Here is a 25,140-nt window from a genome sequence, read left to right on the forward strand (position 1 = left end):
GCGGATCCAGGCCCGCCACCAACCAGGCACGATTACGTCTCGCGCCGCCGCGGGACTGCGTGGCGGGCCGCCGGGCCGGTGTCAGCGGACGCCGAGGGCGGAGAAGTCGACCGAGTCGTACGCGGGCTGGTAATAGACGTTGGTGAGGTTGGAACTGTAGATGTTCGTGACCTTGTCGTACGTCACCGGTATGTAGGCCGCCGTGTCGAGCACCCTCCGCTCGACGGCGGCCCACCGGGCCGCGGCGGTCCCGGACGGGTCGGCGGCGACGGCGCTGTCCGACATGTCCGCCACGAAGGCGTCGTCCATGGCGGTGTTCACCGCGGGGTCGCTGAGTTCCGCGATGTTCCGGTTGTCCGTGTCGGTAATCCTGCGGCCGTCGGCCAGGTTGGTGAAAATGCCGGCGGGCGTCGGCCAGCCGGCGTTGTAGCCGAGGAGCGCCAGGCCGACGCCCTGGTCACGCATCTTCCGCGGCGAGAAGATCAGGGCGTCGTAGTCGTCCGAACCGAGCGCCGAGATCTGGAGGTTGACGCCGATTCCGGCCAGAGATTTCTTGAGGGCCTCCGCCTGGCTCTTGGACCTGCTGTCCTCGAAAACCACGATCTTGACTGGGAAGCCGTCCGGCCGCCCGCAGGCCGCGAGCTCCTGCTTCGCCTGGACGACGTCGCCCGAGCCGGCGCTCGGGTAGAGGTCGAACGTCGAGTGGTACCGCAGCGGCGGGGGGACCAGCGTCGGCGCGGCGACGGCACGCTCCGGGCCTCCACGGGCCGTGACCTGCGCCTGCCGGTCGATTGCCCAGGCGATCGCCTTACGGCAGTGGACGTTGTCGAAGGGCGTCAAGGTGGTGGTGACGCTCAGCAGACGCAAGACGCCGATAGTGACGGTCAGGCGCTGGTTGTCCCGCATCGCCGAGCCCGTCAGTGGCGTCTGCAGGGTGGCCTGCGAGGCGCCCGTCTGCCCGGCGAACACGTCCGTGTGCCCGGAGAGGATCTGCTCGTCGATGGTCTCCAGAGGAAGCCGCATGGTCACCTGGATCCGGTCCGGCAACGCCGTGTTCACCAGGTCGGTCGCCGGGTCCCACTCGGAGTTACGGACCAGCGTCAGCGACTGGCCCCGTTGGTAGAACGCGAACTTGTAGGGGCCCGACGAGACCGGGCGGTCGGCGTACTGGGCTTCGCCGTCCTTCGCCTGGGGCACCGGCGTGGACGCGGGCGTCGCCATCAGATAGTTCCAGTCTCCGAACGGCCTGGTCAGGTGAAAGACGATCGTCTGGTCGTCCGGAGTGTCGATTGATTTCAGGCCGAGCTTGTCCGGGCTCGGGTCCTGATAGGGCCCTGGATAACGGTTGTTGGGGTCGTCCAGGTACCGGGTGAGTCCCTTCAGGCCGGCGGTGACGAGCTGGGTGTCGAACAGTCGCTCGATCCCGTACTTGATGTCCCTGGACCTGATCGGCGTCCCATCCTCGAACTTGAGGCCGGCGCGCAGGGTGTACCGCCAGGTGGCCGCATCGGTGGACGTCGGGACGGCGGTGGCGAGATCGCCGATCAGGTCGGTCGTGCCCGGCTTGTAGGTCAGCAGCTGCCGGGAGTACCAGCGCTGCTGGGCCCAGCAGCTGTCGGCGTTGCTGCGCTGCGGGTCCCAGGAGTCGCAGTCGGCCGTGGCGGCCACCCGCAGGGTCCCGCCCCTGGCGGTGGACGGGCTCAGGACAGGGCCCACGACCGCGAGCGGCGGCGTGGCGCTCTCCGTGGCCGCCGCCGCCGTCGAATGGCCAGGGCCGCCGCCCTCGTTCGGGCCGTCGGCGCGTGGGATCAGCACCAGGGGAAGGACGACGGCGAGCGCGCCCACCGCGCCGGCGATCAGCATCCACCACCGCCGCCGGTGCCTGGACGACCCGCGGGCCGCCGAGGCGGCTGCGGACCGCTTCGAGACCTGCGCGGCCGGGCGGGGGGCGGACGACGCCCCGACCAGAGTCGGCTGCCCGGTGGGGACCTCCGGACCGGCGGGGCCTGGCCTGGCCGGACCGGGCCGGCTGGGCGGAGTCAGCGGGCCGGCCGGTGGCGCGGGCATGGGCACGGGCCCAGGCACGGGCCACCCCGCGGCGGGCTGCCGCTGGACGGGCGACGAGGGCGACGGGGCGGTGGGCGACGGGGCTGGCCCGGCCCCCGCGGTCGGCTGAGGGCCGCCGCCGAGCGGGATGGTCGGGCCGTCGGAAGCGCCCGCGCTCCCGCCCGTCGCCATGCCGGCGGCCGACGTGCCCGGGTGCGCGGCCGGGTGCGCGGCCGGGTGCGGGCCGGCGGTGGGCCGGGAACCGGTCGACGGGCCGTCGGCCGCGGCGCGCACGTCGTCGTCGAGCTGGACCTGCAGGTCCGACCGGGTGAGCCAGCCACGGCCCAGCACGGCGGCGGCGGCCGCGGCGAAGTCCAGGCCGAACGCCCGGGCGCTGGGATAGCGCATCGCCGGGTCCGGGGCGAGGGCGCGCAGCACGACGTTCGCGACCGGTGCCGGGACGCCCGGTGGCCGCGGTGGCGGGGCGGTCAGGCGGCGCTGCCAGAGCAGCTGCACCGGCAGTGCCCGGTCGATCGGGGGCGCGCCGGACAGAAGCTGGTACAGCACGACGCCCAGGGCGTAGATGTCGGTCGCCGGGCCCAGCTGCCCGCTGGTGATCTGCTCGGGAGCCATGTACAGCGGGGTGCCGACCTGTGCGCTGGCGGTCGCGACCGTTCCCTCCAGCATCTTCGCGACGCCGAAGTCGGTGACCTTCGCGGCGCCGGCGGCCGTGAACAGCACGTTGTCCGGCTTGATGTCGCGGTGCAGCACGCCCCGGTCGTGGGCATAGCCGAGCGCGGAGGCGACCGCGAGCCCCACGGCGCAGCCCGCCTCCGGCCGCGTGTCCTCCCGCCGCCGGGCCAGCGTGCCGCCGACCAGCTGCTCCATCACGATCAGGCAGAGGTCCGCGGTCTCGACATAGTCGTAGACCCGCACGATGTGGGGATGGTCCATGCGGCCCAGCAGCTGGCCCTCGGACGCGCCGTCCGGGCCGCCGCCGTGGGCCGGCGGGCGGGCCGGCAGCACCTTGATGGCGACGTTGTGCCGCAGGTGCCGGTGTTGGCCGGCGAGCACCAGGCCGTAGGCACCCGAGCCCAGCCGGCCCCCGATCTCCAGCCCCGGCAGCGCGGCGGCCACCGACTCCCGGTCAACGATCACGATGCCCGCCCGCGGCATGCCCATGCCCAGCCAGAAGCACCCGAACCCCGCGAACCCAACACATAATGCGCCGATGGTAGGCCGACCATCCGCGTGCCGTCGGCTAGGTCGCCTCAAACCCCGTCATCGCCGGTATGAGGATGAGCGGTGCCCAGGCAGCGCCGCGTCGACGGCGGCCACCATCAGAGGCTTGGCCGGAACGGGCCACCCTCATAGGGCGGATCGGGGACTAGCTCGACGGCAAGGTGACCGCCACCGATCGGCGGTTCCGGCGTCGCGGGCGCACTTAGCCGGTCACGCCGAGCGAGGCGAAGTCGATCACGTTGTAGGCCGGGGAATAGACGATGTTCGTCACTCGGTCGCTGTAGACGTTGAACGCCTTGTCGTAGATCAGCGGGATGTAGGCCGCCGAGTCGACGACCGCCCGGTCGACCGCCGTCCAGGCACGCTGCGCGACGCCGTCGTCGGAGGCGGCCAGGCCGGCGTCGATCCCGTCGTTCACCGTCTTCGAGTCGAGCTCCGCGTAGTTGCTGTTCCCCGCGGGAAAGATCTTGCGCCCGTCCACGATCGGGCCGAGGAAGCCGGAGGCGGACGGCCAGTCCGACCCCCAGACGGCGATCGCGAGCCCGTAGCCGTTCCTCTGCATCGTCGCCGGTACACCGAGCTCGGCCGAGTAGTACCGGTCGGCGGGGAACGCCTTGACGGTGACGCTGATCCCGACCCGCTTCAACGAGGCCGTCAGCGCGTCGGCCTGTGCCTTGTACTTGGCCGCGTCCTGGGTGACCAGGGTCGTGGCGAACCCGTCCGGGTGGCCGCACGCGGCCAGCTCCTCCCTGGCCTTCGCGACCGAGCCCCGGCCGTCCGTCGACGGGTAGAGGTCGAAGGGCTGGTAGTACCGCAGCGTCGGCGGCAGCATCGTCGTCGCCACATCGCCGGCGGTCGAGCCGCCGCGCGCCTCGATCTGGGCCTGCCTGTCCACGGCCCAGGCGACCGCCTTTCGGCAGTGGATGTTGTCGAACGGCTTCACCGTCATGGTGACGCTCAGATAGCGCAGAAAACCGTTGTGGTCGAGGCTGGTCCGCGACGAGCGCAGTGTCGGGTCGGCCACCAGCCGCGCCCGCGCCGCCTCCTGAACGCCGTTCTGGGCCGCGACGACGTCGCCGTCACCGGCCAGGATCCGGCTGTCGATGGCGTCGAGGTCGAGGCCCATCGTCTCCTCGATCCGGTCGGGCAGCGCCTTGTTCACCGGGTCGGTCGCCGGGTTCCACTGGTCGTTGCGCACCAGGACGAGTTTCTTACCGACCTCGTAGGACTCGATCTTGTACGGGCCGGACGAGACCGGGTGGTCGGTGTACCTGGCGGCGGTGTCGCGGGCGCGCGGCACCGGGGTCGTCGTCGGCATGGCCATGACGCGGTTCCAGTCGCCGAACGGCTTGTTCAGGTGGAAGACGATCGTCCTGTCGTCCGGGGTCTCGACCGACGTCAGGCCCAGCTTCTCCGGCGAGGTGTCCGTGTATGGACCGCCATACGGCGGGTTGGTCTGCAGGTAGTCGATGACATAGGTCGGGCCGCCGCTGACGACGTCGGTCGCGAACACCCGCTCGACGGCGTACTTGATGTCCCTGGAGGTGATCGGCGTCCCGTCCTCGAACCGAATCCCCTCCCTGAGGGTGTATGTCCACGTCCTGCGGTCGGTCGACCGCGCGGGCGCGGTCGCGAGGTCGCCGACCAGCTCGGTCGACATCGGCGCCCGGGTGTAGGTCAGCAGCTGACGGGAGAACCAGCGCAGCTGCGACCAGCAGTTGCCGTAGTAGGTGCGCTGGGGATCCCAGTAGTCGCAGTCGGAGTCGGCGAGCACCCGCAGCGTGCCGCCCTTCCTGGTCGACGGATGCAGCACCCGCGCCGAGGTCACCGCCGGGTCGAGCAGACCCCGCGTCGCGGAGGTCGCCGGCGACGCTGTCGCGCCCCGCGCGTCGCGGCCGGGCTTCGAACCGGGCAGCAGGAGCAGGACGAGGACCAGCGCGAGCACGCCGGCGACCGCCGCGCCGCCGCCGGCCCATCCCCAGACGCGCCGGGAGCCACGCCGTCGCGGACGCGACCGGCGGGCGTCGTAGGGCGCCGCCCACGGGTTCCCGCCGGACGGCGCGGGCCCGCCGGCGAGGCGGGTGGCCGCCTGATCGTCCACCGGCTGCCGGGCGTCCCCCCAGTAGGACGGGGCGGGACCGCCCGGTGTCGAGGCGGCGCCGAGCCCCGGCATCGCCTGCCCGGGCTGCCCGGGCGGGTGTCCGGGCTGGGCAGCCGGGCCGGTGGGTCCGGGCCCGGCAGCCGCGTGGCCACCGCGTGCCGGCGCGGCACCCGCCAGCCCGAAGGGTGCCGGTCCCACGGGCGGCGGACCCACGGGCGGCGGGCCGGGGATGACGGGCCCGGCGCCCGGAATCGCGGCAGCCGGAGGTCCGGGCATCGCCGCCCACGGCGGCACGGCCGCGCGGCGCACCTCATCGTCCAGCCAGAGGCGCAGGCCCGAGCGGCCCAGCCAGCCGGGCCCATAGGCCGTGGTGGCGGCCGCCGCCAGGTCGAGCGCGAACGCGTGCGCGGTCGGGTGACGCCAACCCGGATCCTTGGCCAGGGCACGCAGCAGCACGGTCGTGAGCCGCAGGGGCACGCCCGCCGGGGGCGCGGGCGCCGCGGTCAGGTGGTGCTGCCAGAGCACCGCGAGCGGCAGGTTGGCGGGGAACGGCGGGACGCCGGCGAGCAGCTGGTAGAGCAGGACACCGAGGGCGTAGACGTCGGTCGGCGGTCCGAGCCGGCCGCCGATGATCTGTTCCGGCGCCATGTACAGCGGCGTTCCGACCTGGGCGCTCGCGGTGGCCGCCGAGCTCTCCAGCAGCTTCGCGATGCCGAAGTCGGTGACCTTGACGACTCCGGCCGCGTCGAACATGACGTTGTCCGACTTGATGTCGCGGTGCAGCACGCCCGCGTCGTGGGCGTAGGCGAGACCGGAGGCGACGGCCAGGCCCACCCCACAGGCGGTCTCGGCGGTGATCCCCGCCATTCGGCGGCGGGCCAGGGTGCCGCCGGCGAGGAGTTCCATCACGACCAGGCTCAGCTCGGCGGTCTCGATGTAGTCGTAGACCCGGACGATGTGCGGATGGTCCAGACGGGCGAGCAGCTGTGCCTCGGCGCCGAAACCGGAATTGCCCTCCTGGGCCGCGGGCAGCACCTTGATGGCTACCTCGCGATTGAGGCTGCGCTGGCGACCGGCGAGCACGAGGCCGAAGGCACCGGCACCCAGCCGCTCGCCGATGTCGAATCCGGGGAGCGCCGCGGCCACCGTCTGCCGGTCGACGATCACGCCGTCAGCCTCTCAGCGCCCGTCGCCCGGGCAGCAAACCGGACGTTTCTCCCAGCCCGGACCATAGTGCCGTGATCATAACGGCACAGGGAGATGTGCCGACAAGGCTCGTACAGCGGGCGAAGCCGTCGTCTTCCCGACTGTGAGCCCGACGGGCGTGTGGCGGCGGCTGGTCGGGCATGGTCAGACCCGGCGGCGACAGGCGGACGGCGGACGGCGGACGGCGCGCTCGTCCTATGGCAGCAGCCCGGTGCCTGGGTCGCGGTCCGTGATGCAGTAGGGCAGGCCGGTGGGGTCGCGCAGGGTGGTCCAGGCCGGGCCGTGGGAGTGGACGGTCGCACCGAGGTCCTGGTGGCGGCGGGTCTCGGCGGCGCGGTCGGTGGTGGCCAGGTCCAGGTGGGCGCGCATCGGGCCGTCCGGCTCGTCGAGGCGCTGGAGCAGGATCCGCAGCGGGATGCCGGCCGGGCGGGCCAGGACGCGGAACTCCGGGCGGCTGCCGGTGCGCACCTCCCAGCCGGTCTGCCCTGCCCAGAACGCGCACTCCTCATCGAACCGGCCCGCCGGGATGTCCAGGCAGACCTGGTCGACGAGCGAGGTGTGCCCCGAACCTGCCGAATCGCCGCGCGATCCGGCAGGACCCCCGGGCCACGCCACCGGCTTAGGCCGGGCGGACTCGCCCTCGTGCACCTCGCAGAACACGAACCCACCCGGTGACCGGCGGATCGCGAAGTCCTGGCCGACGCGGTGTACGTCGAGGTGCACCCGCGCCGGCCCGTCCCCCAGTCGCTGCACCCGCAGGAACGCGTCCCCGTCCGGCGGCACCAGCGTCGCGAACTCGCCGGCCTCCCCGCGCGGCGGCGACAGCGTCGTCGCCGTCACCGCCCGCCAGAACGCCACCCCCCGCTCGAACCGCTCAGCGGGAAAATCCAGGAAGGCGGTCAACCACACCGCAGAAGGAACGAGAGAGTTCTCGGTCTCGCGCATTCTCAGACCTTGATGATCTTCACCCGGGGCATGCACAACCTCTTCAGATCCTCCGGGTCCGACGTCAGGATGCTTACCGGCCCGTCGACGGCATGCGCGGTCGCTGCCACCACAGCGTCGATCGCATGCCGGTGCCCGTGCAGGCCCACACCGTGCAGTAGGTCGGTCGCCGCCATGGAAAGCACTTCGGTTACTGGCTCCACTGTCACGTGGGACAGTGTCCAGCGGAGCGCGGCCCGGTTAGTGCCGGGAGCAACCGCTTCCACCAGGGTCATCGCCGTCGTGACGACCGGGACCTTTCTGACGACGGCGAGCCCCAACCAGCCAATCATGTCACGGTCGCGCCGTACCGCACGAGAGAGCCCTTCACTGTCAAGGACGAACGTTCCGGCTCGGCCGGTCGCAGGAGGCTTCATTCGGCTTCTGTCCCGAACGTGCCTCGCTCGGCACGGGAAAGCTGCAACCACTTGGCGTGGATCTCCTCGTCCGTGATCGGACCGATCTCATCCTCGGCCGCCGCGACGAGGCTGGCGAGCCTGTCATGCTGCACCTGCCGCCGAACCGCTGCCACCACATAGGCCGACAGCCCGTCCTCGCCGCCCAGCTCCCGTACGGCCTCAGCAAGGTCGTCGGGCATCATGATCGAGTACCGCCGCGTCTCGCCCGCCATGGTCTCGATGATAGCGGCGACGTCCCACAACGTCACCGGTCTTACCTCTTCCAGCACTGTCATCAGCGCCACCTTCCGCGAGGGGCCTTGTCGCGTTTCAGGGTATATCTCGTTTGCGCCTTCGCAAAGGATTTTCTTCACCACAACATGACGCGCATTCATGCGTCCACGGAATAGCGCCATCCGAGCGCTCGGCCGCCTTCGATTGGCCGAGAAAGATTAATCAAGCGCTCGTCGAGCGCTCGAAAGGAAAACGCAGAAAAAAAGCGATGCCGCCGTCTCCATATCTGGAGGCGGCGGCATCGTGGCGCCGGAGTGCGGTCAGACCTGGATGCGACGGTCCACGGCGTCGACGATCTCGGCGACGGCCTCGTCGACGGGGACGCCGTTGCGCTGGGAGCCGTCGCGGTAGCGGAAGGAGACCGCGCCCTTGGCGACGTCGTCGTCGCCGGCGATGAGCATGTACGGGACCTTCTGCTTCTGCGCGTCGCGGATCTTCTTCTGCATCCGGTTGTCGGAGGAGTCGACCTCGGCCCGGATGCCCTTCGCCGACAGCTTCGCGGCGATGTCCTTCAGGTAGGGGACGTGGTCGTCGGTGATGGGGATGCCGACGGCCTGGACCGGGGCGAGCCATGGCGGCATGGCGCCGGCATAGTGCTCCAGCAGGATCGCGAAGAACCGCTCGATGGTGCCGAACAACGCCCGGTGGATCATGAAGGGGCGCTGGCGGGTGCCGTCGGCGGCCTGGTACTCCATCTCGAACCGCTGGGGCATCTGGAAATCGACCTGGATGGTCGACAGCTGCCAGGTCCGCCCGATCGCGTCCTTCGCCTGAACGGAGATCTTCGGGCCGTAGAAGGCGCCGCCACCCGGGTCCATGACCAGCTCGAGGCCCTGCTTCTCGGCGGCCTCGCGCAGCAGCTGGGTGGCTTCCACCCACTCCTCGTCGGTGCCGATCGCCTTGCCCTCGGGGCGGGTCGACAGCTCCAGGTAGAAGTCGGTGAGGCCGTAGTCGCGCAGCAGGCCGAGCACGAACTTCAGGGTGTTGTCGAGCTCGTCCGGGAGCTGGTCGCGGGCACAGAACAGATGGGCGTCGTCCTGGGTGAGCCCGCGCACGCGGGTGAGGCCGTGCACGACGCCGGACTTCTCGTACCGATAGACGGTGCCGAACTCGAACAGCCGCAGCGGCAGCTCCCGGTAGGACCGCCCACGCGACTTGAAGATCAGGATGTGCATGGGGCAGTTCATCGGCTTGAGGTAGTAGTCCGTGCCGCCGTCGAGCGACATGGGCGGGTACATGCCGTCGGCGAACCAGTCGAGGTGCCCGGAGATCTCGTAAAGGGTCGACTTGGTGATGTGCGGCGTGTTGACGAACTCGTACCCCGCCTCGATGTGCCGGCGGCGGGAGTAGTCCTCCATCACGGTGCGGATCGCGCCGCCCTTGGGGTGGAAGACCGCGAGGCCGGGGCCCAGCTCGGTCGGGAAGGAGAACAGGTCCAGCTCGGCGCCCAGGCGACGGTGGTCGCGCTTCTCCGCCTCGGCCAGCATGTGCTGGTGCTCGGCCAGCGCCTCCTTCGACTCCCAGGCGGTGCCGTAGATGCGCTGCAGCTGCGGATTCTTCTCGCTGCCCCGCCAGTAGGCCGCGGCGGACCGCTGGACCGCGAAGGCCGGGATGTGCCGGGTGGTCGGCACGTGCGGGCCGCGACAGAGATCCTTCCAGCACAGCTCGCCGGTCTTGGCGTCCAGGTTGTCGTAGATGGTGAGCTCGCCCTCGCCCACCTCGACGGACGCATCGGATGCGTCGGCCCCGTCACCCGTGCCGGACCCGGACTTCAGCCCGATGAGCTCCAGCTTGTAGGGCTCGTCGGCGAGCTCGGCGCGCGCCTCGTCATCGCTGACGACCCGGCGGGAGAACTTCTGGCCGGCCTTGACGATCTCGCGGGCGCGCTTCTCGATCGCCTTGAGGTCCTCGGCGGCGAACGGCTTCTCGACGTCGAAGTCGTAGTAGAAGCCGTTCTGGATGGGCGGGCCGATCCCCAGCTTCGCCTTCGGGAACAGGTCCTGCACCGCCTGGGCGACGACGTGCGCGGTCGAGTGCCGCACGATCGCCCGGCCGTCCGGAGAGCCGACGGTGATCGGCTCGACGACGTCGCCGTCGGCCAGGACGTAGGCAAGGTCACGCTGCCTGCCGCCGACCCGCGCGGCGATCACCGACCGGTCGGCCGCGAACAGGTCCGCCGCCGTCGTCCCGATGGTGACCACCCGATCATCCCGCTGCTCGGCATGCTGGACGGTCACACGGAGGTCGGACACCGGTTTCTCCTGGTCTGGCGCCCGGGGCCCTTGCCCGGGTCGGCGTGGGGGGTCGGTCGGAGCTTGAGGACTCGAGGGAACAGTTTCGCCCGTCGCGCGAGAGTGTCGCGCCTGTCTCGGGTGCCTGTCTCGGCAGTTTCGCCCCGCTCGCCGATGCTACTCCGGCCGGCGCGCCACCCTCCGCCGACATGACTACGCAGGGTGATACCGTGCGTCCCCTCGTCGGCTGGACAAGTCGGCCTCGGGGGCTCAGACGGCGGTGCGCTCCACCTCGACGCGGCGGTTCTCGGCGCCGGCGACCTCGTCCGAGGCCTCCGCCGGGCCGGCGCCGGCGATCTCGGGTACGCCGAGACCCGCGGCGCCGGCGTCCGCGGGCCTCGCCGGTGGGCGGGTCAGGATGCCCCCGAGCACGGTGTCGACGACCTGGGCGATCCGTGTGCCGCTTACCTCGTTGTATCCGCTGGTGTACTGCCGATAGGCGACCGGCCCGACCAGCATGTCGGTGATCAGGTTGATGTCGAGGTCGATCGGCAGCTCGCCGGCCGCGACCCCCCTGGCCAGCACCTTCTCGGCCTGCTGGCGGAACGGCTCCATCACCTGCTGGCGGTAGGTCTCGAACAGCTCCGGGTGGGCCTCCCGCTCGGCCAGCAGCCGCGGCATGATCCGGCCGGCCAGCGTCTGCAGGTTGTGCCGGCGCACGGTGTTCAGCCAGGCGACGAGGTCGTCGCGCAGCGACCCGGTGTCGACCGGTTCGGCCGTCTCCACCAGCGTCGCCAGCGCGTCGGCCACGAGTGTGTTCTTCGTCGACCAGCGCCGGTAAAGGGTCGCCTTGCCCACCTTGGCCCGCGCGGCGACGGCCTCCATCGACAGCCCCGTGAACCCGGCCGTCGCCAGTGTCTGCAGGGTCGCCTCGATGATCGCGCCGTCGGCGCGCGCGTCGCGCGGCCGGCCCGGCGGGCGGACGCCGGAGGGCGGGCGGTCTGGCCGCCCGCGCGGCCCGGGCCGCCCCACCTCCGCGGTCGTCACCGGCCGTCCGCCCATGCCGGGCTCACGGGCGCCACGCCGAGCCAGCCCGCGCGACGCCGCCCGCTGGATGTCGCTGTCACCGGTCTCCCTCACTCGCCGGTCGCCCTTGGTCAGCCGTTCACCGCCGCACCCCGGTGAAGCGACCCCCGCCGCCGAGAAGGGCCGCCCGGGCAGACATGGCGAACCAACGGAGGACCGCCCACGAGAGCGCTCTCGTGCTGGCAGGCACGGTGAACCCCCGGCCGATCGCACCCCGCCCACGACGGCCACGCTGTGCGATCGCCCATGCCACCGGCACTCCCCATTCTTTCAAGATCGGAGCGTACGGCGAGCCCGTATGTGGCGCATCCGGTTGACCCAGCGACGCGATGGCCATATGCGCAGGTCAGCGACAGGCACATGCCGAGCTGGCAAGCGGGGCCGGCCGGCCATGTGATCCACGCACCACTTTCGGCGGAGCGGTCGGCGGTGGCAGCATGTTGACCGACGCCGGGACGCGCGACGCGCCCGGACGACGCAGAGGAGGCTCCATGAGCAACTCCGCTACTCACTACCGCCCCACTTCTCCCTCGGCCCCGCCCGCAGCAGTCGCCCGTTCGGGCGCGACGGCCACACCCCGAACCTCCCAGATCAGCTCCCGGACCTCCCAGATCGGCTCCGCAAGCTCCGTCGATCCGGCAGGAACCCCGGATCCGGCAGGAACCCCGGAGGCGGCGACGCTCTACGGCGCGCCGACCACCGCCGCGACACCGGCCGGGCCCGCTCCTCAGGGGGCCGAGCAGCGGCCCGCGGCCCGCCCGCGCCGGCGCACGACGGTGCGCGACCTCGCGGCCCACAAGGACCGCGGCGAGAAGTGGGCGATGCTCACCGCCTACGACTACACCACCGCGTCGGTCTTCGACGAGGCCGAGGTGCCGGTGCTGCTCGTCGGCGACTCGGCGGCGAACGTCGTCTACGGCTACGACACGACCGTGCCGGTCAGCATCGACGAGCTGCTCCCGCTGGTGCGCGCCGTCGTCCGCGGCGCGCCGCACGCGATGGTCATCGCCGACCTGCCGTTCGGCTCCTACCAGGCCAGCCCGGCGCAGGCGCTGGAGACGGCCGCGCGGTTCCTCAAGGACGGCGGTGCGCAGGCGATCAAGCTGGAGGGCGGCGCCCGCGTCGCCCCCCAGGTCGAGCTGCTGGTGTCGGCCGGGGTGCCCGTGATGGGCCATCTGGGCCTGACCCCGCAGAGCATCAACACGCTCGGCGGCTACCGGGTGCAGGGCCGCGAGGACGCCGGCGCGGCGCTGCTGGCCGACGCGCTGGCGCTCGAGGCGGCCGGGGCCTTCGCCGTCGTGCTGGAGGTCGTGCCCTCGGACGTCGCCGCCCGGATCAGCAAGGCGCTGACGATCCCGACCGTGGGCATCGGCGCCGGCTCCGACTGCGACGCCCAGGTGCTGGTCTGGCAGGACATGGCCGGCCTGTCGGCCGGACGGGCACCGCGCTTCGTGCGCCGCTTCGCCGACCTGCGCTCGACGCTGCTCGACGCCGTGCACACCTACGTCGACGACGTCCGTGACGGCCACTACCCAACCGTCGAGTACTCGTACGACTGACGCGCGGCCCGGTCGCTGCGCGCCCGTCCGCTGCGTCAGTCTGTCGGGCGCTGAGCGCCCTCCTGGGTGGCTCTGGGTTCAGCCATATGACGGTGGCCGGCCTGGTTCCGGGCCGACGACGTGGTCGCGTTTACACAGCGCCGATGCGCCGTCACTAGTTGCGGCCGAGTGACGCTGTCGTGGCTGAGTGACGCTGAGTATTCGCCAGTCGTGGCCGGCTGGCGAGTGCTCCCCCGGCGGCCCGCTGGTTCCTGCCAGCGGGCCGCCGCCGTCGTGCCCATCGTGGCTGCGTCAGCGGTGGGTGACCGTGCGGCGCGGAGGTGCGCCTTCGCGCCAGCGCGATTGCGTGCCGCTTGAACGGTACGAGTCCAAGACCGGCCTGATCCGAAACCAGATTCTTTTGTGGGAGCCGCCGGTCAGGTACGACGGCTGCCCACGAGCGCAGGGACGTGGCCAGGCGCCGGCGTGTTGTGGTCTCGTGACGTTCAAGCGGGTGGTGACCGTGCGGCGCGGAGGCGCACCTCCGCGGAGGCCCGGCCACGGAGCGAAGCGAACGTGGTTGGGCCGCAGCGGAGGTCGCCGGAGCGCCCGTGAGCGGAGGAGGACGGCGCGCGGAGGTCCCGTGGGAGCGAAGCGAGTACGGGGCCGGAGCGCGCCGCCCGGACGGAGCGAACCAATGTCACAGCGCGAGCTGGCTTCTGAGCACCGACGGCGCCTCCGCCAGGGACGGGCCGTACCAGGTGAGGTGACGGCCCGAGACGCATGCCGCGGGGGCGTCGAAGGACTCCGGGCCGTCCTCGGGGCTGAATGCGTAGGGCTCGTCAGGGAGCACGACCAGGTCGTGTGGCGGAAGGCCGGCGATGGTGACGCGCGGGTAGCGCTCCGCGTGGTCCGCCAGGACGTTGTCGACGCCGAGCCGGGCGAGCACGTCGCCGGTGAAGGTGTCACGGCCCACGGCCATCCAGGGCCGCCGCCAGATCGGGATGACGGCCCGTCGCCGAGGCCCGTCGGCCGGCTCGCGCCACGGCTCCCGCCAGACCGCGGCGGCCTCCGCCAGCCAGGACGGCCGCGCGAGTCCGCAGCCAAGCCGCAACAGCCGGTCGAGGCTGTCCAGGGCCGCGGGGACGGTCGTCGGCGCCGTCACCCACACGGCGAGCCCAGCGGCGCGCAGCGCGGTCAGGTCGCGCTCGCGGTTCTCCTCGGCGTTGGCCACCACCAGGTCGGGGGCGAGGCGGATGATGGCGTCGAGGTCAGGGTTCTTGGTGCCGCGCACCCGGGTGACGTCGAGATCACCCGGGTGCGTGCACCAGTTCGTCGCCCCGACGAGCAGGCCGGCGGCGCTGGCGGCGATCGACTCGGTGAGGCTCGGCACGAGCGACACCACCCGCTCGACCCGCGCCGGCACCGCCACCGCCAGTCCCAGGTCGTCCAGCACCGTCTCGGCCACGGCCTCACCAGCTCTCACTCGGCGCCCGCCAGCCCGCCCAGGCGCCTCGGCGTCAAGCCACGCGGTACGCGTGATGCCCTTCTCGCGAGCAATACACACAACCCAACCACACACCGTGACAGCGCAGCTCCGACGCCTCGGCGTCAAGCCGCGCGGTGCGCGTGATGCCCTTCTAGCGGGCAATGCACACAACCCAACCACACACCGTGACAGCGCATCAGCGCAGCGCCAACGTAACCACGTCGTCGGCCCGTCCCCAGGCCGGCCACCGTCATATGCCTGAACCCGGAACCACCCAGGAGGGCGCTCAGCGCCCGACAGACTGACGCAGCGGACGGGCGCGAAGCGACCGGGCCGCGCGTCAGTCGCAGCGACCGGGCCGCGCGTCAGACGTCGGTGATGCGGATGCCGGCGTGGGCCTTGTACCGGCGGTTCATGGAGATGAGGTTCGCGGTGAACGCCTCGACCTGGCCGGCGTTGCGCAGCTTGCCGGCGTAGATGCCACGCATGCCCGGGATGCGTTCGGCGAGAGCCTGGACCAGGTCGGTGGCCGCGCGGTCGTCGCCGAGCACGAGGATGTCGGTGTCGACCTCGGCGATCGACTCGTCGGCCAGCAGCACCGCGGAGACGTGGTGGAAGGCTGCGACGACGGTGCTGTCGGGCAGCAGCGCGGCGGCCTGCTGCGCGGCGCTGCCCTCGGCGACCGGCAGCGGGTAGGCGCCGCCCTTGTCGAAGCCGAGCGGGTTCACACAGTCGATCACGATCTTGCCGGCGAGCTCCTTGCGCAGGCTCGCGAGCAGGTCGCCGTGGCCCTCCCAGGGCACCGCCACGATCACGATGTCCGCCTGCCCGGCGGTGCTCGCGTTGTCGGTGCCCTCGACCGTCCGGCCGGGCGTGGACAGCTTGGCGGCCGCCTCCTCGCCCCGCTCGGCGGACCGCGAGCCGATGACCACCTTGTGGCCGGCCGCGGCGAACCGAATGGCCAGGCCGCCGCCCTGCGGCCCGGAGCCACCGAGGATCCCGATGGACAGGGAAGAGAGGTCCTGCACGTCTTCGGATGCGCTCACGAACCCATCGTGCCCGAACCAGCTCGCACGTGCCCCAGGCCCGCTGGCCAGCCAGTGTGGACTGTGCCACCGGGTGGGACCAAGTCCGATCCCCGCGTGGCACGGCCCGCGCGCGGTCCCGTGGATCGTCGCCGCGGACGCTCGGCAAGTCGCCGAGGCCGCCGACACGGCGAGGCGAAGCGAAGCGACCGACGTCACGCCCCGTCACCGCCCACGCCGTGCTGCCTCCGTGCGCCCCGGCTGGGGCCGCCGACGTGTGGTCACCGAGCACGGGAGCGCGCGGCGCGCCTCCACCGGCCAACCGGCGGACGCGGGGGACCCGGCTACCGGCGGCAAAGTCCGATGAGCGAACATAGCAGCATCAACACAACAGCTACGCCGTTGAACAGCGTTCTTTCGCGCGTGTCGGGCGGGTTTCACGGGCCTCGGCGACCGGACGAGCCCGCACAGAGGAGTGACAGTCAGTGACGATCACGTTTCCGTCGACACCCCAGGGGACCCGGCGGGAGCGCGAAGCGATCCTGCCGGGAAGGGCGACCGTCAGCAGCGGGGCGATAACGATACGTGACATGCCGCGTATCGCGTCCAACCCCCCGCGCGCGGCGGGTGAAGATGGGCCGTACCGTTCGGGTTCACATACACCAACTGGATCTTCGGAATCAGGCGGGAGAGGTCGGGCAATGGCGGACGTGTCGGTTCGCTTCGCGATGACAAACGACAGCGAAGTGGTCCTCAACCTGTCGCTTCCGCAGGCGCTACGCCTGATGGAGGCGATCGCACGCAAGGTCGGCGAGACCTTGGCCGAGCGCAGCGGACCGCCGGGAGTGGGTGGCGTCGTGCCTTCGCCGCAGTCCGCGAACGGCATGCCGAGTCTCGGCCCGTACTCGCCGTCCTGACAACCCTCGAGCCTCCTGGCCGCCGCGCGACGCCTCGTGATCGTCGCGGCAGGGTCCAGGAAGCTCTGCATGCCGATTCCTGGGGAGGCCCCCTCGGCATGACGATTGCGGCCGGGGGCGTCGTCCTCGGCGCCCTCCCTCGTCGGCGGGCAAGCATCTCGGCTGTGCCGGGCGATGTGATCGCCCGTTGTGAGGCAGCCATCACCGAGCCCGCCGGTCCGGCCGCTCCTCCCCCGCGAGCCTGATCGCCGCCGGTCCGACCTCCCGCCCGGACCGGCGGCGCACGGCGGCGGGCAGGCCGGCCGCCCCGGGCAGCGGCTCAGACCAGCTGGCCTGGGCTCGCCCCGAGATGGTGGAGACCGGACTGGGGCGGCAGCGCCGGCCGAACGCCCGGCACGGCCGACGAGGCGGCCTCGCGGCGAGGGTCCCCGTCGTCCAGCGCCCGCGGATGCGCCGCCGCGTACACCTCCCGCAGCCGGTCCACGGTCACCAGCGTGTAGATCTGCGTCGTGCGCACCGACGCGTGGCCGAGCAGCTCCTGCACGACGCGGACGTCCGCACCGCCGTCGAGCAGGTGCGTCGCGAACGAGTGCCGCAGCACATGTGGCGACACCCCCTCGATCCCGGCGGTGACGGCCGCCGCCCGCAGGGCCGACCAGGCGCTCTGCCGGGACAGCCGGCCGCCGCGCCGGGACAGGAACACCGCCGCGCCGGACGCCGGTGTCACCAGCGTGGGCCGGCCCCGGCTGATGTAGGCCGACAGCGCCGCGACCGCGCACCGACCGAGTGGCACCACCCGGTCCCGGCCGCCCTTGCCGTGCAGCCGCACCGCCGCGGCCACCGGGTCCAGGTCAAGGTCGTCGACGTCGAGCCCGACGGCCTCCGAGATCCGCGCCCCGGTGCCGTACAGCAGCTCCAACAGCGCCGTCGAGCGCAGCCGCCGCACCATCTCCGCGGGATCCCCGGCATCCCTGACCGCGACCATGTCCTCCAGCCCGTCGTCGGCGCCGGCCCCACGCGCCTGCCCGGACTCGCGGGACTCGCCGGCCTCCTCGTCGCGGTCCGCGTCGGTGGCGGCGCCGCCGGCGGCCGCGGCCAGCACGGCCAGCACCTGGTCAACGGTGAGCGCCTTCGGCAGCCGCCTCGGCGGGGCGGGCGGGCGGATTGGTTGCGAGACGTCCTCGGCGACGTCGCCCTCCCGCGTCGCGAACCGGTGCAGCGAGCGGACGGCGACCAGCATCCGGGCGACCGACGCCGCCGCCAGCGGCGGGTGCTCGTCGCTGCCGTTGCGCAGCGCCGAGGCGAACTCGCCCAGCGTCGCCTCGTCGACGTCGGTCAGCGAGCGCACACCGCGGGCGGTCAGGTACTCCTGATAGCGGCGCAGGTCTCGCTGGTAGGCCAGCACCGAGTTGCGGGCGAGGCCGCGCTCCCCCGCCAGGTGATGGAGGTAGCGAGCGGCCAGCTCACCCGGATCCGCCGGGCAGGTCACGTCCACGGCCAACCGACGCTCCATCGGCCGGGCCCGGGCCCGGCGCCGCCTCCGGGCGAGCGGACACCGACGGCGCTGGCACCGCCCGCCGGGAGGGCGGCCATGTCGGGGCCGGACGCGCTGGGGTCGGTCGTGTTGAGATCGCGGACCTCGGCCTTCATCATCAACCCGAATAGTAGGACCTGCCACCGACAGTTCTTGACAGGAGAAGTCCGCGCAGCGTTCTCCCGGCGCTATTCTGACGGATTGTGCGGACAGCATTCGTAACGTCACGTTACGCCGCACACATCCGGTTTTCCACGACAGGCGCAGCGGCGCGCGCAACCTCGCGGCCAGCCGGGGCGTCTTCCCAGAGCGACGGCTTCGCCCCCGCCCACGGGGGCGCCCGCCGCCCGCCGCGCCCGGTCGGCGGGGCACGCGTTCGCCCGACAAGGCGGCCCATCATGATCGCCGTACGCCGAGTGGCCCTCGCGCCGGCCGACACGCCGGCCGCCGGCCGCGGGCCCTCCCGGAATCCGACGCCCCGCGTCGTGACGGGCCTCGTCGTCGGCCTCGCGCTCGCGTTGACCGGCTGCGGTTCCCACGACGAGCCGGCCGGCGCCGCGGCGCCGGCGAGGGGCGATCCCGCCCCGGGCTCCGGCCAGGCGGGTGGCCCGGCCAGCTCGCCGGGCCAGACGGCCACGGCATCACCCGGCGGCGGCGCGTCCGGGCCGGCGAGCGACTCGCAGGCGGCTGCCGCCGGCGTCGTCACCGCGTACTTCGCGGAGATCAACAGCGCCAGTCGGGCCAGCCGGGTCGCCGACGTGACCGCGACGGCGCTGCCCGGCTGCCAGGCGTGCGCCCTCGACGTCGGCGTCACCCGCGGCTTCCAGCAGCGCGGCCTGCGCGCCGACGCCGACCCCTACGAGATCACCGAGGTCACCGCCCAGCCACGGCAGGGCGTCGTGGTCACGGTGACGTTCACCGCCACGGCCCGGACCGTCGACCTGCTCGACCAGGCGGGCCGCCGGGTCGACGCGGCGGCCGGCGTACCGGCGCGCGCCGGCACCGCGGAGCTCGCGCTCACCGGCGGCGGCTGGCTCATCCAGACGATCCGCTACGCGCGGAGGTAGCCATGACGCCGCCACGATCACGCTTCGCGACACCGCGACGGCGCGCGCCGCGCCTGCTGGTCACGGCCGTCCTGATGGCCTGCTGGATGGCCGCGGCCTGGCTGCTGACGGCGGGCGGCGCGCAGGGCACGCCGACGGCGCCGTCCGTGACGGTTCCCTGCGGGGACGTGGTGTGGGCCAGCTGTGACACCCGGGCGACCGACGGCGGCTACCAGTACCGCTATCGCGGCGGCCAGCTCATCCCGGTCCCCATCGGCGGGTCGGGGCGGGGCCGCGCCGGCTGCGGCGCGACCTGCCCACCCGACCCGGCCGCCGTCTGCGACCTGCTGCTCGCCGTCGGCCCGAGCCCGGACATGACCGCACAGGAGCTGACCGACTACAACCAGGCGGTCGCGAACTGCCAGACCTGGCTCGCCGACCCCAACGGCATCCCGCTCGCCACCGTGCGCGCCCAGCTGGCCGACTACCTGCGCGAACAGCTGCTGCCGAAGCCGCTCCTGACCGTCCAGCCGAGCGGGCACAGCATCGCCGGGCTCGCGACGATCGTCTACACCCCCGTCCCGCCGGCGTACACCTTCAACGTCAACCAGCCGGTCATCGCGACGATCAGCGCCGTCCCGACCTACCGCTGGGACTTCGGCGACGGCGGGACCGGGCCGAACTCGCCCGGCCGGCCCTACGACCCGGCGATCTCGCCCCGCGACCATCCCGACGCCTATGTCACCCACGAGTACCGCCGCCCCGGCACCTACCAGATCACGCTGACGGTCACCTGGGACGGCACATTCACCGTCCCAGGCGTGGCACAGGCGTTCCCCCTCGACGCGGTGACCCTGACGGCAACGGCACCGGTGAACGTCGAGGAGGCCGCCGGCGTCCTGACCGGCAACGACTGAGTTTCTGGTTCGCTCCGTGCGGGCGCGGCGCTCCGGCCCCTTCCCTTGCTTCGCGGCGGGAAGGGACCTCCGCGCCGCGTCCTCCTCCGCTCACGGGCGCTCCGGCGACCTCGCTGCGGCCCAACCCCGATCGCTTCGCTCCGGGGCCGGGCCTCCGCGAGGCGCGCCTCCGCGCCCAGCACGGTCACCTACCGCTTGATGTCACCAACGCGAGGCGAGGCGCACGACAGCCCCTTACCCCTGGTTTCCGGGGCGGGCGGGCCAGGGGGCGTCGGGTGAGCGGAGGGTGGCGAAGCCGATGTCGCGGGCCCGCGCGGCCGCGAGGATCCCGACGACGGCCATCGCGTTGGTGATGTCGCCCTCGAGTACCCGCGTCACCGCCTCGTCCAGCGGCACCCGGGCGACCGACATCTCGGCCTCCTCGTGCACCCCGGCGTACCGCTCGGTGGCGGGGATCTCCGACAGGCCCCTCGCGAGGAACACCCGGTATGCCTCGTCGGTCATTCCCGGCGAGGCCCAGACGTCGGCGAGCACCGCCCACTGCTCGGCCCGCAGCGCGGCCTCCTCGGCGAGCTCCCGCGCCGCGGCTGTCGACGCGGGCTCGCCGGGCAGGTCGAGGATCCCCGCGGGCAGCTCCCAGAGCGGCCCGCGCACCGGGTGCCGGTACTGGCGGACCATCACGACCCGCTCGGCGTCGTCGAGCGCGACCACGCCGACGGCACCGGGGTGGACGACGACGTCGCGCTGGGAGACGTCGCCGTCGGGCATCCGCACCAGGTCGCGGCGGATCGCGATGATCCGTCCCTGGTAGGCGGTACCGCTCTCGACGACCTCGTAGCGGTGCGCGCCCGTGCCGACGGCGGCGGCCTCGCGGGAGCCCTGCCCCGGGGCTCCCGCCGCATCGGCGGCGCGGTTCCCGCCGGATCGGCTTGGCCGATCCGGGAGGTCGGCCGTCCGGGAGGCCGGGGTCACGAGGTCACCAGCGCGGCGCCGCCACCGAGGCCACCGAGGCTCGAGGGGGCCTGGCCTTCCGGCCCGGCGGCGAGGTCCACCGGCAGCACGCCGCGGCGGCGGTCGGCGTAGGCGACGGCGGCCGAGGCGAGCCCGCGGAACAGCGGGTGCGCCCTGGTCGGCCGGGAGCGGAACTCGGGGTGCGCCTGGGTGCCGACGTAGAACGGGTGCACGTCGGGGCGCAGCTCGACGACCTCGACCAGCCGGCCGTCCGGAGAGGTACCGGAGAACACCAGCCCGGCGGCGGTGAGCCGGTCCCGGTAGTCGTTGTTGACCTCGTACCGGTGGCGGTGCCGCTCGGGAACCTCGGGCACGCCGTACTCCCGGCGCGCGACCGTGCCGGGTGCGAGCTTGCACGGGTAGAGCCCGAGCCGCATCGTGCCGCCCATGTCGCGCTTGCCGGCGACGACGTCGCGCTGGTCGGCCATAGTGGCGATCACCGGGTGCGGCGTGGCCTCGTCGAACTCGGTGGAGTTCGCCCGGTCCAGGCCCGCGAGACCGCGGGCCGCCTCGATCACCATGCACTGCAGGCCCAGGCAGATCCCCAGCGTCGGGATGCCGTGCTCCCGCGTGTGCCGCAAGGCGTTGATCTTCCCCTCGATGCCGCGGACACCGAACCCACCCGGGATGATCATCCCGTCGATGCCGTCCAGCAGCGCGGCGGTGGCCTCGGGTGACGAGCACTCGTCCGAGGCGACCCAGCGGACGTCGACCCCGGCGTCCACCGCGAACCCGCCGGCGCGCAGCGCCTCCGTGACCGACAGGTAGGCGTCCGGCAGGTCGATGTACTTGCCGACCATCGCGACCGTGATCCGGTGGGTGGGCTGGTTGACCCGGCGCAGCAGGGTGTCCCATTCCGACCAGTCGACGTCCCGGAACGAGAGGCCGAGCCGGCGCACGACGTAGGCGTCGAGGCCCTCCTGGTGCAGCACCTTCGGGATCATGTAGATCGACGACGCGTCCGGCGCCCCGACGACGGCCTCGTCGTCGACGTCGCACATCAGCGCGATCTTCCTCTTCAGCGCCTCCGGCATCGGCCGGTCGGAGCGGCAGACCAGGGCGTCGGGCTGCAGGCCGATGCTGCGCAGCGCGGCGACGGAGTGCTGGGTCGGCTTGGTCTTCAGCTCGCCCGACGGGGCGAGATAGGGGACGAGGCTGACATGGACGGTCAGCGCGTTGTCCCGGCCGATCTCGTGGCGGACCTGGCGGATCGCCTCCAGGTACGGCAGCGACTCGATGTCGCCGACCGTGCCGCCGACCTCGGTGATGACGACGTCGACGTCCGGGGTCGCGAGCCGGCGGATCCGGTCCTTGATCTCGTCGGTGATGTGCGGGACGACCTGCACGGTCTGGCCCAGGTAGTCACCGCGCCGCTCGCGGGCGATGACGGCCGAGTAGACCTGCCCGGTGGTGACGTTGGCACTGCCGTCGAGGTCGACGTCGAGGAAGCGCTCGTAATGGCCGACGTCCAGGTCGGTCTCGGCGCCGTCGTCGGTGACGAAGACCTCACCGTGCTGGAACGGGTCCATCGTGCCGGGGTCGACGTTGAGATACGGGTCCAGCTTCTGCATGGTCACCCGCAGGCCCCGGGCCTTGAGCAGCCGCCCAAGGCTGGAGGCCGTCAACCCCTTGCCCAGGCTGGACGCCACCCCACCGGTGACGAAGATGTGTTTGCTGCTGCGTACCTGCGCCACGCACGCTCCCGTGGTTCGGGTCCCGGCTCCCTTTGTGGGATCCGCTATGGACCATGTCCAGCCGGCATTTCCCAGCCGGTCCACGGGACTTCACAGTAACACGCCAGCTGACCTGCCCCGTTCCTCCCACACCGTGGCCTCCATCCCGATCAGCACTCCATGAGCGACGCGAAGTGCCCCTCCGAACCAAGCGGCCGCGGATTGGTGACGTTCAGCGGCGGGCGACCGTGCGGCGCGGAGGCGCGCCTCCGCCGAGGTGCGCCTCCGCGCGAAGCGAAGTACCCCTACGAGCACCGCGGTTTCGGTTTGGTGACGTGACAGCGGCAAGCAACCGCGCTGGGCGCGGAGGCGCGCCTCGCGGAGGCCCGGCCACGAGCGAAGCGAAGTGGTCGGGCCGCAGCGAGGTCGCCGGAGCGCCCCTGAGCGCAGGAGGACGGCGCGCGGAGGTCCCGTGGGAGCGAAGCGAGTACGGGGCCGGAGCGCGCCGCCCGCACGGAGCGAACCATCAACACAGTCTCAGGGGGCGGCCTTGTCAGCGGCGGCGGCGGCGAGCAGCTCCTCGGCGTGGCCACGGGCCAGGGTCGAGTCCTCCTGGCCGGCGAGCATGCGGGACAGCTCGCGGACCCGGCCGGCGTCGTCGAGGGCGGAGACGCCGCTGCGGGTGACCGAGCCGTCGGACGCCTTGCTGACCACCAGGTGCCGGTCGGCGAACGCGGCGACCTGCGGCAGGTGGGTGATGCAGATGACCTGGTTGGTACGGGCGAGCTTCGCGAGCCGCCGGCCGATCTCGACCGCAGCCCGCCCCCCGACGCCGGCGTCGACCTCGTCGAACACCATCGTCACCCCGGCGTCGTCCGCGGCGAGCACCACCTCGATCGCGAGCATCACCCGCGACAGCTCACCGCCCGAGGCGCCCCTGTGCACCGGCCGGGCGGGAGCGCCGGGGTGCGGGACGAGGCGCAGCTCGACGTCGTCGACGCCGCCGGGACCGAACGCGATCCTCCGGCCGAACATCGGCAGGCCGTTCGGGTCGTCGCGCTGAGAGACGACCGCGACCACGCGGGCACGCGGCATGGCGAGGCCCGCGAGCTCGGCGGCGACCTTCTCGCCGAACTCGTGCGCGGCCCGGGAGCGGGCCGCCGACGCCTGGCCGGCGAGGTCGGCGAGCTCGTCGAGCAGGGCGTCGCGCTCGGCGGTGAGCGCCTCGGCCGAGTCGGCGCCGCCGTCGAGCTCCAGCAGGCGGCGGCCGGCCTGCTCGGCCCAGGCCAGCACGCCGTCGACGTCGGTGCCGTGCGCGCGGGTGAGGGCGGCGAGGTCGGCGCGGCGCTCCTGCGCGGCGGCGAGACGCGCCGGGTCGGCGTCGATACCGGCGGCGTAGGAGGCGAGGTCGGCGGCCACGTCGGCGAGCAGCACCGCGGCCTCGCGGATCCGGCCACCGAGGTCGGCGAGCTCCGGGTCGACGTCGGCCTCGGCGGTGACGGCCCGGCGCGCCGCGGAGACCAGGTCGACCGCGCCCGGCGAGCCGTCGCCGGCGGCCGGGTCGGCGACGAGGGCGGAGTGCGCGGTCTCGGCGGCGCGGACCAGCGCCTCGGCGTGCTCCAGACGGCGCAGCTCGCCGTCCAGCGCGACGTCCTCGCCGGGCGCCGGGGCGACCCGCTCGACGTCGGCGAGCCGGGAGCGCAGCGAATCCGCCTCGGCGGCCCGCTCACGGGAACGCTCGGTGAGGTCGGTGAGCTTCGCGCGCACCGCGGCCAGGCGTGTGTACCGCTCGCCGTAGCGGGCGAGTGGCTTCGCGACCGTCTCACCGGCGAACCGGTCGAGCGCGGCGCGCTGGGTGGACGTCTTGAGCAGCCGCTGCGCCTCGGACTGGCCGTGCACAGCGACGAGGTCCTCGGCGAGCTCGGCGAGCAGGCTCGCCGGGGCGGCGCGGCCGCCGACCTGGACCCGGGACCGGCCGTCGGCGATCAGCGTCCGGCCGATGACGAGGACGCCGTCCTCGTCGAGCTCGCCGCCGGCGTCGCGCACCCGCGCGGCCGTGGGCGAGCCCGGCGGGATGGTCAGGCGGCCCTCGACGAAGGCGCGGTCATAGCCGGGGCGGATCAGGCCGTAGTCGGCCCGTCCGCCGGTGAGCAGCCCAAGACCCTGAACAATCATCGTCTTGCCGGCGCCGGTCTCACCGGTGACCACCGTGAGGCCCGGCGCGAGATCGAGGACAGCGTCATCGATGACCCCGAGGCCACGCAGCCGAATCTCCTCGAGCACGCCCCGAACTCTAGGGCATCAGCGAGACACCCGGCACGAAGGGACATCTTGGGCACACCTTGCGCGTGTCGCTTCTGGTGGGCCGGCTCGCGAAGCGAGCGAGCCGGCCCACCAGAAGC

The 25,140-nt window shown here is 72.8% G+C and carries 17 protein-coding genes; 4 read left to right on the forward strand and 13 right to left on the reverse strand.

Annotated elements, in window-relative coordinates; all coding sequences use genetic code 11:
• Nucleotides 1-81 precede the first annotated feature (81 nt).
• The 7 genes from BCD48_RS45585 to BCD48_RS05695 all read right to left on the reverse strand — a co-directional run bounded on the left by BCD48_RS45585 (nt 82) and on the right by BCD48_RS05695 (nt 11,642).
• Nucleotides 82-3,228 (reverse strand): ABC transporter substrate-binding protein, encoded by a 3,147-nt coding sequence (locus tag BCD48_RS45585; RefSeq protein WP_083418228.1) that lies wholly within the window; start codon nt 3,226-3,228, stop codon nt 82-84.
• 262 nt (nt 3,229-3,490) lie between these two features.
• Nucleotides 3,491-6,556 carry an ABC transporter substrate-binding protein gene (locus BCD48_RS53230; protein WP_083418229.1) on the reverse strand — a complete coding sequence of 1,022 codons (3,066 nt, stop codon included), beginning with the start codon at nt 6,554-6,556 and terminating at the stop codon, nt 3,491-3,493.
• A 234-nt stretch (nt 6,557-6,790) separates the two neighbouring features.
• The gene (locus BCD48_RS05675; protein WP_071047242.1) at nt 6,791-7,540 is read right to left on the reverse strand and encodes a VOC family protein; all 750 of its coding nucleotides are present in this window, start codon (nt 7,538-7,540) and stop codon (nt 6,791-6,793) included.
• 2 nt (nt 7,541-7,542) lie between these two features.
• Complete coding sequence (locus BCD48_RS05680; RefSeq protein WP_198543101.1) at nt 7,543-7,860, reverse strand: DNA-binding protein; 318 nt, start codon at nt 7,858-7,860, stop codon at nt 7,543-7,545.
• A 92-nt stretch (nt 7,861-7,952) separates the two neighbouring features.
• A complete protein-coding gene (locus tag BCD48_RS05685) occupies nt 7,953-8,273 on the reverse strand; it encodes a hypothetical protein (protein ID WP_198543102.1) in 321 nt (106 codons plus the stop codon).
• A 258-nt stretch (nt 8,274-8,531) separates the two neighbouring features.
• Nucleotides 8,532-10,523: a threonine--tRNA ligase gene (thrS, locus tag BCD48_RS05690; RefSeq protein WP_071047244.1), complete on the reverse strand. Its 1,992-nt coding sequence runs from the start codon at nt 10,521-10,523 to the stop codon at nt 8,532-8,534.
• A 249-nt stretch (nt 10,524-10,772) separates the two neighbouring features.
• The gene (locus tag BCD48_RS05695; protein ID WP_274536497.1) at nt 10,773-11,642 is read right to left on the reverse strand and encodes a TetR/AcrR family transcriptional regulator; all 870 of its coding nucleotides are present in this window, start codon (nt 11,640-11,642) and stop codon (nt 10,773-10,775) included.
• A 437-nt stretch (nt 11,643-12,079) separates the two neighbouring features.
• Here BCD48_RS05695 and panB point away from each other — a divergent pair, with 437 nt between their 5' ends.
• A complete protein-coding gene (gene panB / locus BCD48_RS05700; RefSeq protein WP_241841535.1) occupies nt 12,080-13,147 on the forward strand; it encodes a 3-methyl-2-oxobutanoate hydroxymethyltransferase in 1,068 nt (355 codons plus the stop codon).
• A 679-nt stretch (nt 13,148-13,826) separates the two neighbouring features.
• Here panB and BCD48_RS05705 read toward each other — a convergent pair.
• Entirely contained in the window at nt 13,827-14,594 is a 768-nt protein-coding gene (locus BCD48_RS05705; protein WP_116271435.1) for a helical backbone metal receptor, read from the reverse strand.
• Between the two features lie 386 nt (nt 14,595-14,980).
• A complete protein-coding gene (gene npdG, locus BCD48_RS05710) occupies nt 14,981-15,661 on the reverse strand; it encodes an NADPH-dependent F420 reductase (RefSeq protein ID WP_071047246.1) in 681 nt (226 codons plus the stop codon).
• A gap of 680 nt (nt 15,662-16,341) precedes the next feature.
• On the opposite strand from npdG, the gene BCD48_RS05715 reads away from it, so the two are divergent.
• Nucleotides 16,342-16,557 carry a hypothetical protein gene (locus BCD48_RS05715; protein WP_071047247.1) on the forward strand — a complete coding sequence of 72 codons (216 nt, stop codon included), beginning with the start codon at nt 16,342-16,344 and terminating at the stop codon, nt 16,555-16,557.
• Nucleotides 16,558-16,876: 319 nt separating this feature from the next.
• Here the strand turns inward: BCD48_RS05715 and BCD48_RS05720 are convergent, their stop codons facing one another.
• Nucleotides 16,877-18,070 (reverse strand): tyrosine recombinase, encoded by a 1,194-nt coding sequence (locus BCD48_RS05720; protein WP_071047248.1) that lies wholly within the window; start codon nt 18,068-18,070, stop codon nt 16,877-16,879.
• A gap of 419 nt (nt 18,071-18,489) precedes the next feature.
• Between BCD48_RS05720 and BCD48_RS05725 the strand changes: the two genes are divergently transcribed.
• Together BCD48_RS05725 and BCD48_RS05730 are read left to right on the forward strand one after the other, a co-directional pair.
• The gene (locus BCD48_RS05725) at nt 18,490-19,158 is read left to right on the forward strand and encodes a hypothetical protein (RefSeq protein WP_071047249.1); all 669 of its coding nucleotides are present in this window, start codon (nt 18,490-18,492) and stop codon (nt 19,156-19,158) included.
• A gap of 2 nt (nt 19,159-19,160) precedes the next feature.
• The gene (locus tag BCD48_RS05730; protein ID WP_071047250.1) at nt 19,161-20,054 is read left to right on the forward strand and encodes a PKD domain-containing protein; all 894 of its coding nucleotides are present in this window, start codon (nt 19,161-19,163) and stop codon (nt 20,052-20,054) included.
• A 234-nt stretch (nt 20,055-20,288) separates the two neighbouring features.
• Here BCD48_RS05730 and BCD48_RS05735 read toward each other — a convergent pair whose 3' ends face one another.
• From BCD48_RS05735 to recN, 3 genes are all read right to left on the reverse strand, one after another.
• On the reverse strand, nt 20,289-20,852 hold the full coding sequence (locus tag BCD48_RS05735; protein WP_071047267.1) for an NUDIX domain-containing protein: 564 nt from the start codon (nt 20,850-20,852) through the stop codon (nt 20,289-20,291).
• A gap of 170 nt (nt 20,853-21,022) precedes the next feature.
• Complete coding sequence (gene pyrG, locus BCD48_RS05740) at nt 21,023-22,759, reverse strand: CTP synthase (protein WP_071047251.1); 1,737 nt, start codon at nt 22,757-22,759, stop codon at nt 21,023-21,025.
• A gap of 516 nt (nt 22,760-23,275) precedes the next feature.
• Nucleotides 23,276-25,021, reverse strand: a complete 1,746-nt coding sequence (gene recN / locus BCD48_RS05745) for a DNA repair protein RecN (RefSeq protein ID WP_071047252.1) — start codon at nt 25,019-25,021, stop codon at nt 23,276-23,278.
• Between the last annotated feature and the right edge of the window lie 119 nt (nt 25,022-25,140).

The organism is Pseudofrankia coriaricola, from assembly GCF_001854805.1.
Taxonomy (GTDB): Bacteria; Actinomycetota; Actinomycetes; order Frankiales; family Frankiaceae; genus Pseudofrankia.

Bases quoted from the DNA above. Each gene is read 5' to 3' on its own strand.
- BCD48_RS05675 (WP_071047242.1), bottom strand. From the start codon at position 7,540: ATGCGCGAGACCGAGAACTCTCTCGTTCCTTCTGCGGTGTGGTTGACC.
- BCD48_RS05685 (WP_198543102.1), bottom strand. From the start codon at position 8,273: ATGACAGTGCTGGAAGAGGTAAGACCGGTGACGTTGTGGGACGTCGCC.
- BCD48_RS45585 (WP_083418228.1), bottom strand. From the start codon at position 3,228: ATGGGCATGCCGCGGGCGGGCATCGTGATCGTTGACCGGGAGTCGGTG.
- panB (WP_241841535.1), top strand. From the start codon at position 12,080: ATGAGCAACTCCGCTACTCACTACCGCCCCACTTCTCCCTCGGCCCCG.
- BCD48_RS05720 (WP_071047248.1), bottom strand. From the start codon at position 18,070: ATGGAGCGTCGGTTGGCCGTGGACGTGACCTGCCCGGCGGATCCGGGT.
- BCD48_RS05725 (WP_071047249.1), top strand. From the start codon at position 18,490: ATGATCGCCGTACGCCGAGTGGCCCTCGCGCCGGCCGACACGCCGGCC.
- BCD48_RS05730 (WP_071047250.1), top strand. From the start codon at position 19,161: ATGACGCCGCCACGATCACGCTTCGCGACACCGCGACGGCGCGCGCCG.
- BCD48_RS05715 (WP_071047247.1), top strand. From the start codon at position 16,342: ATGGCGGACGTGTCGGTTCGCTTCGCGATGACAAACGACAGCGAAGTG.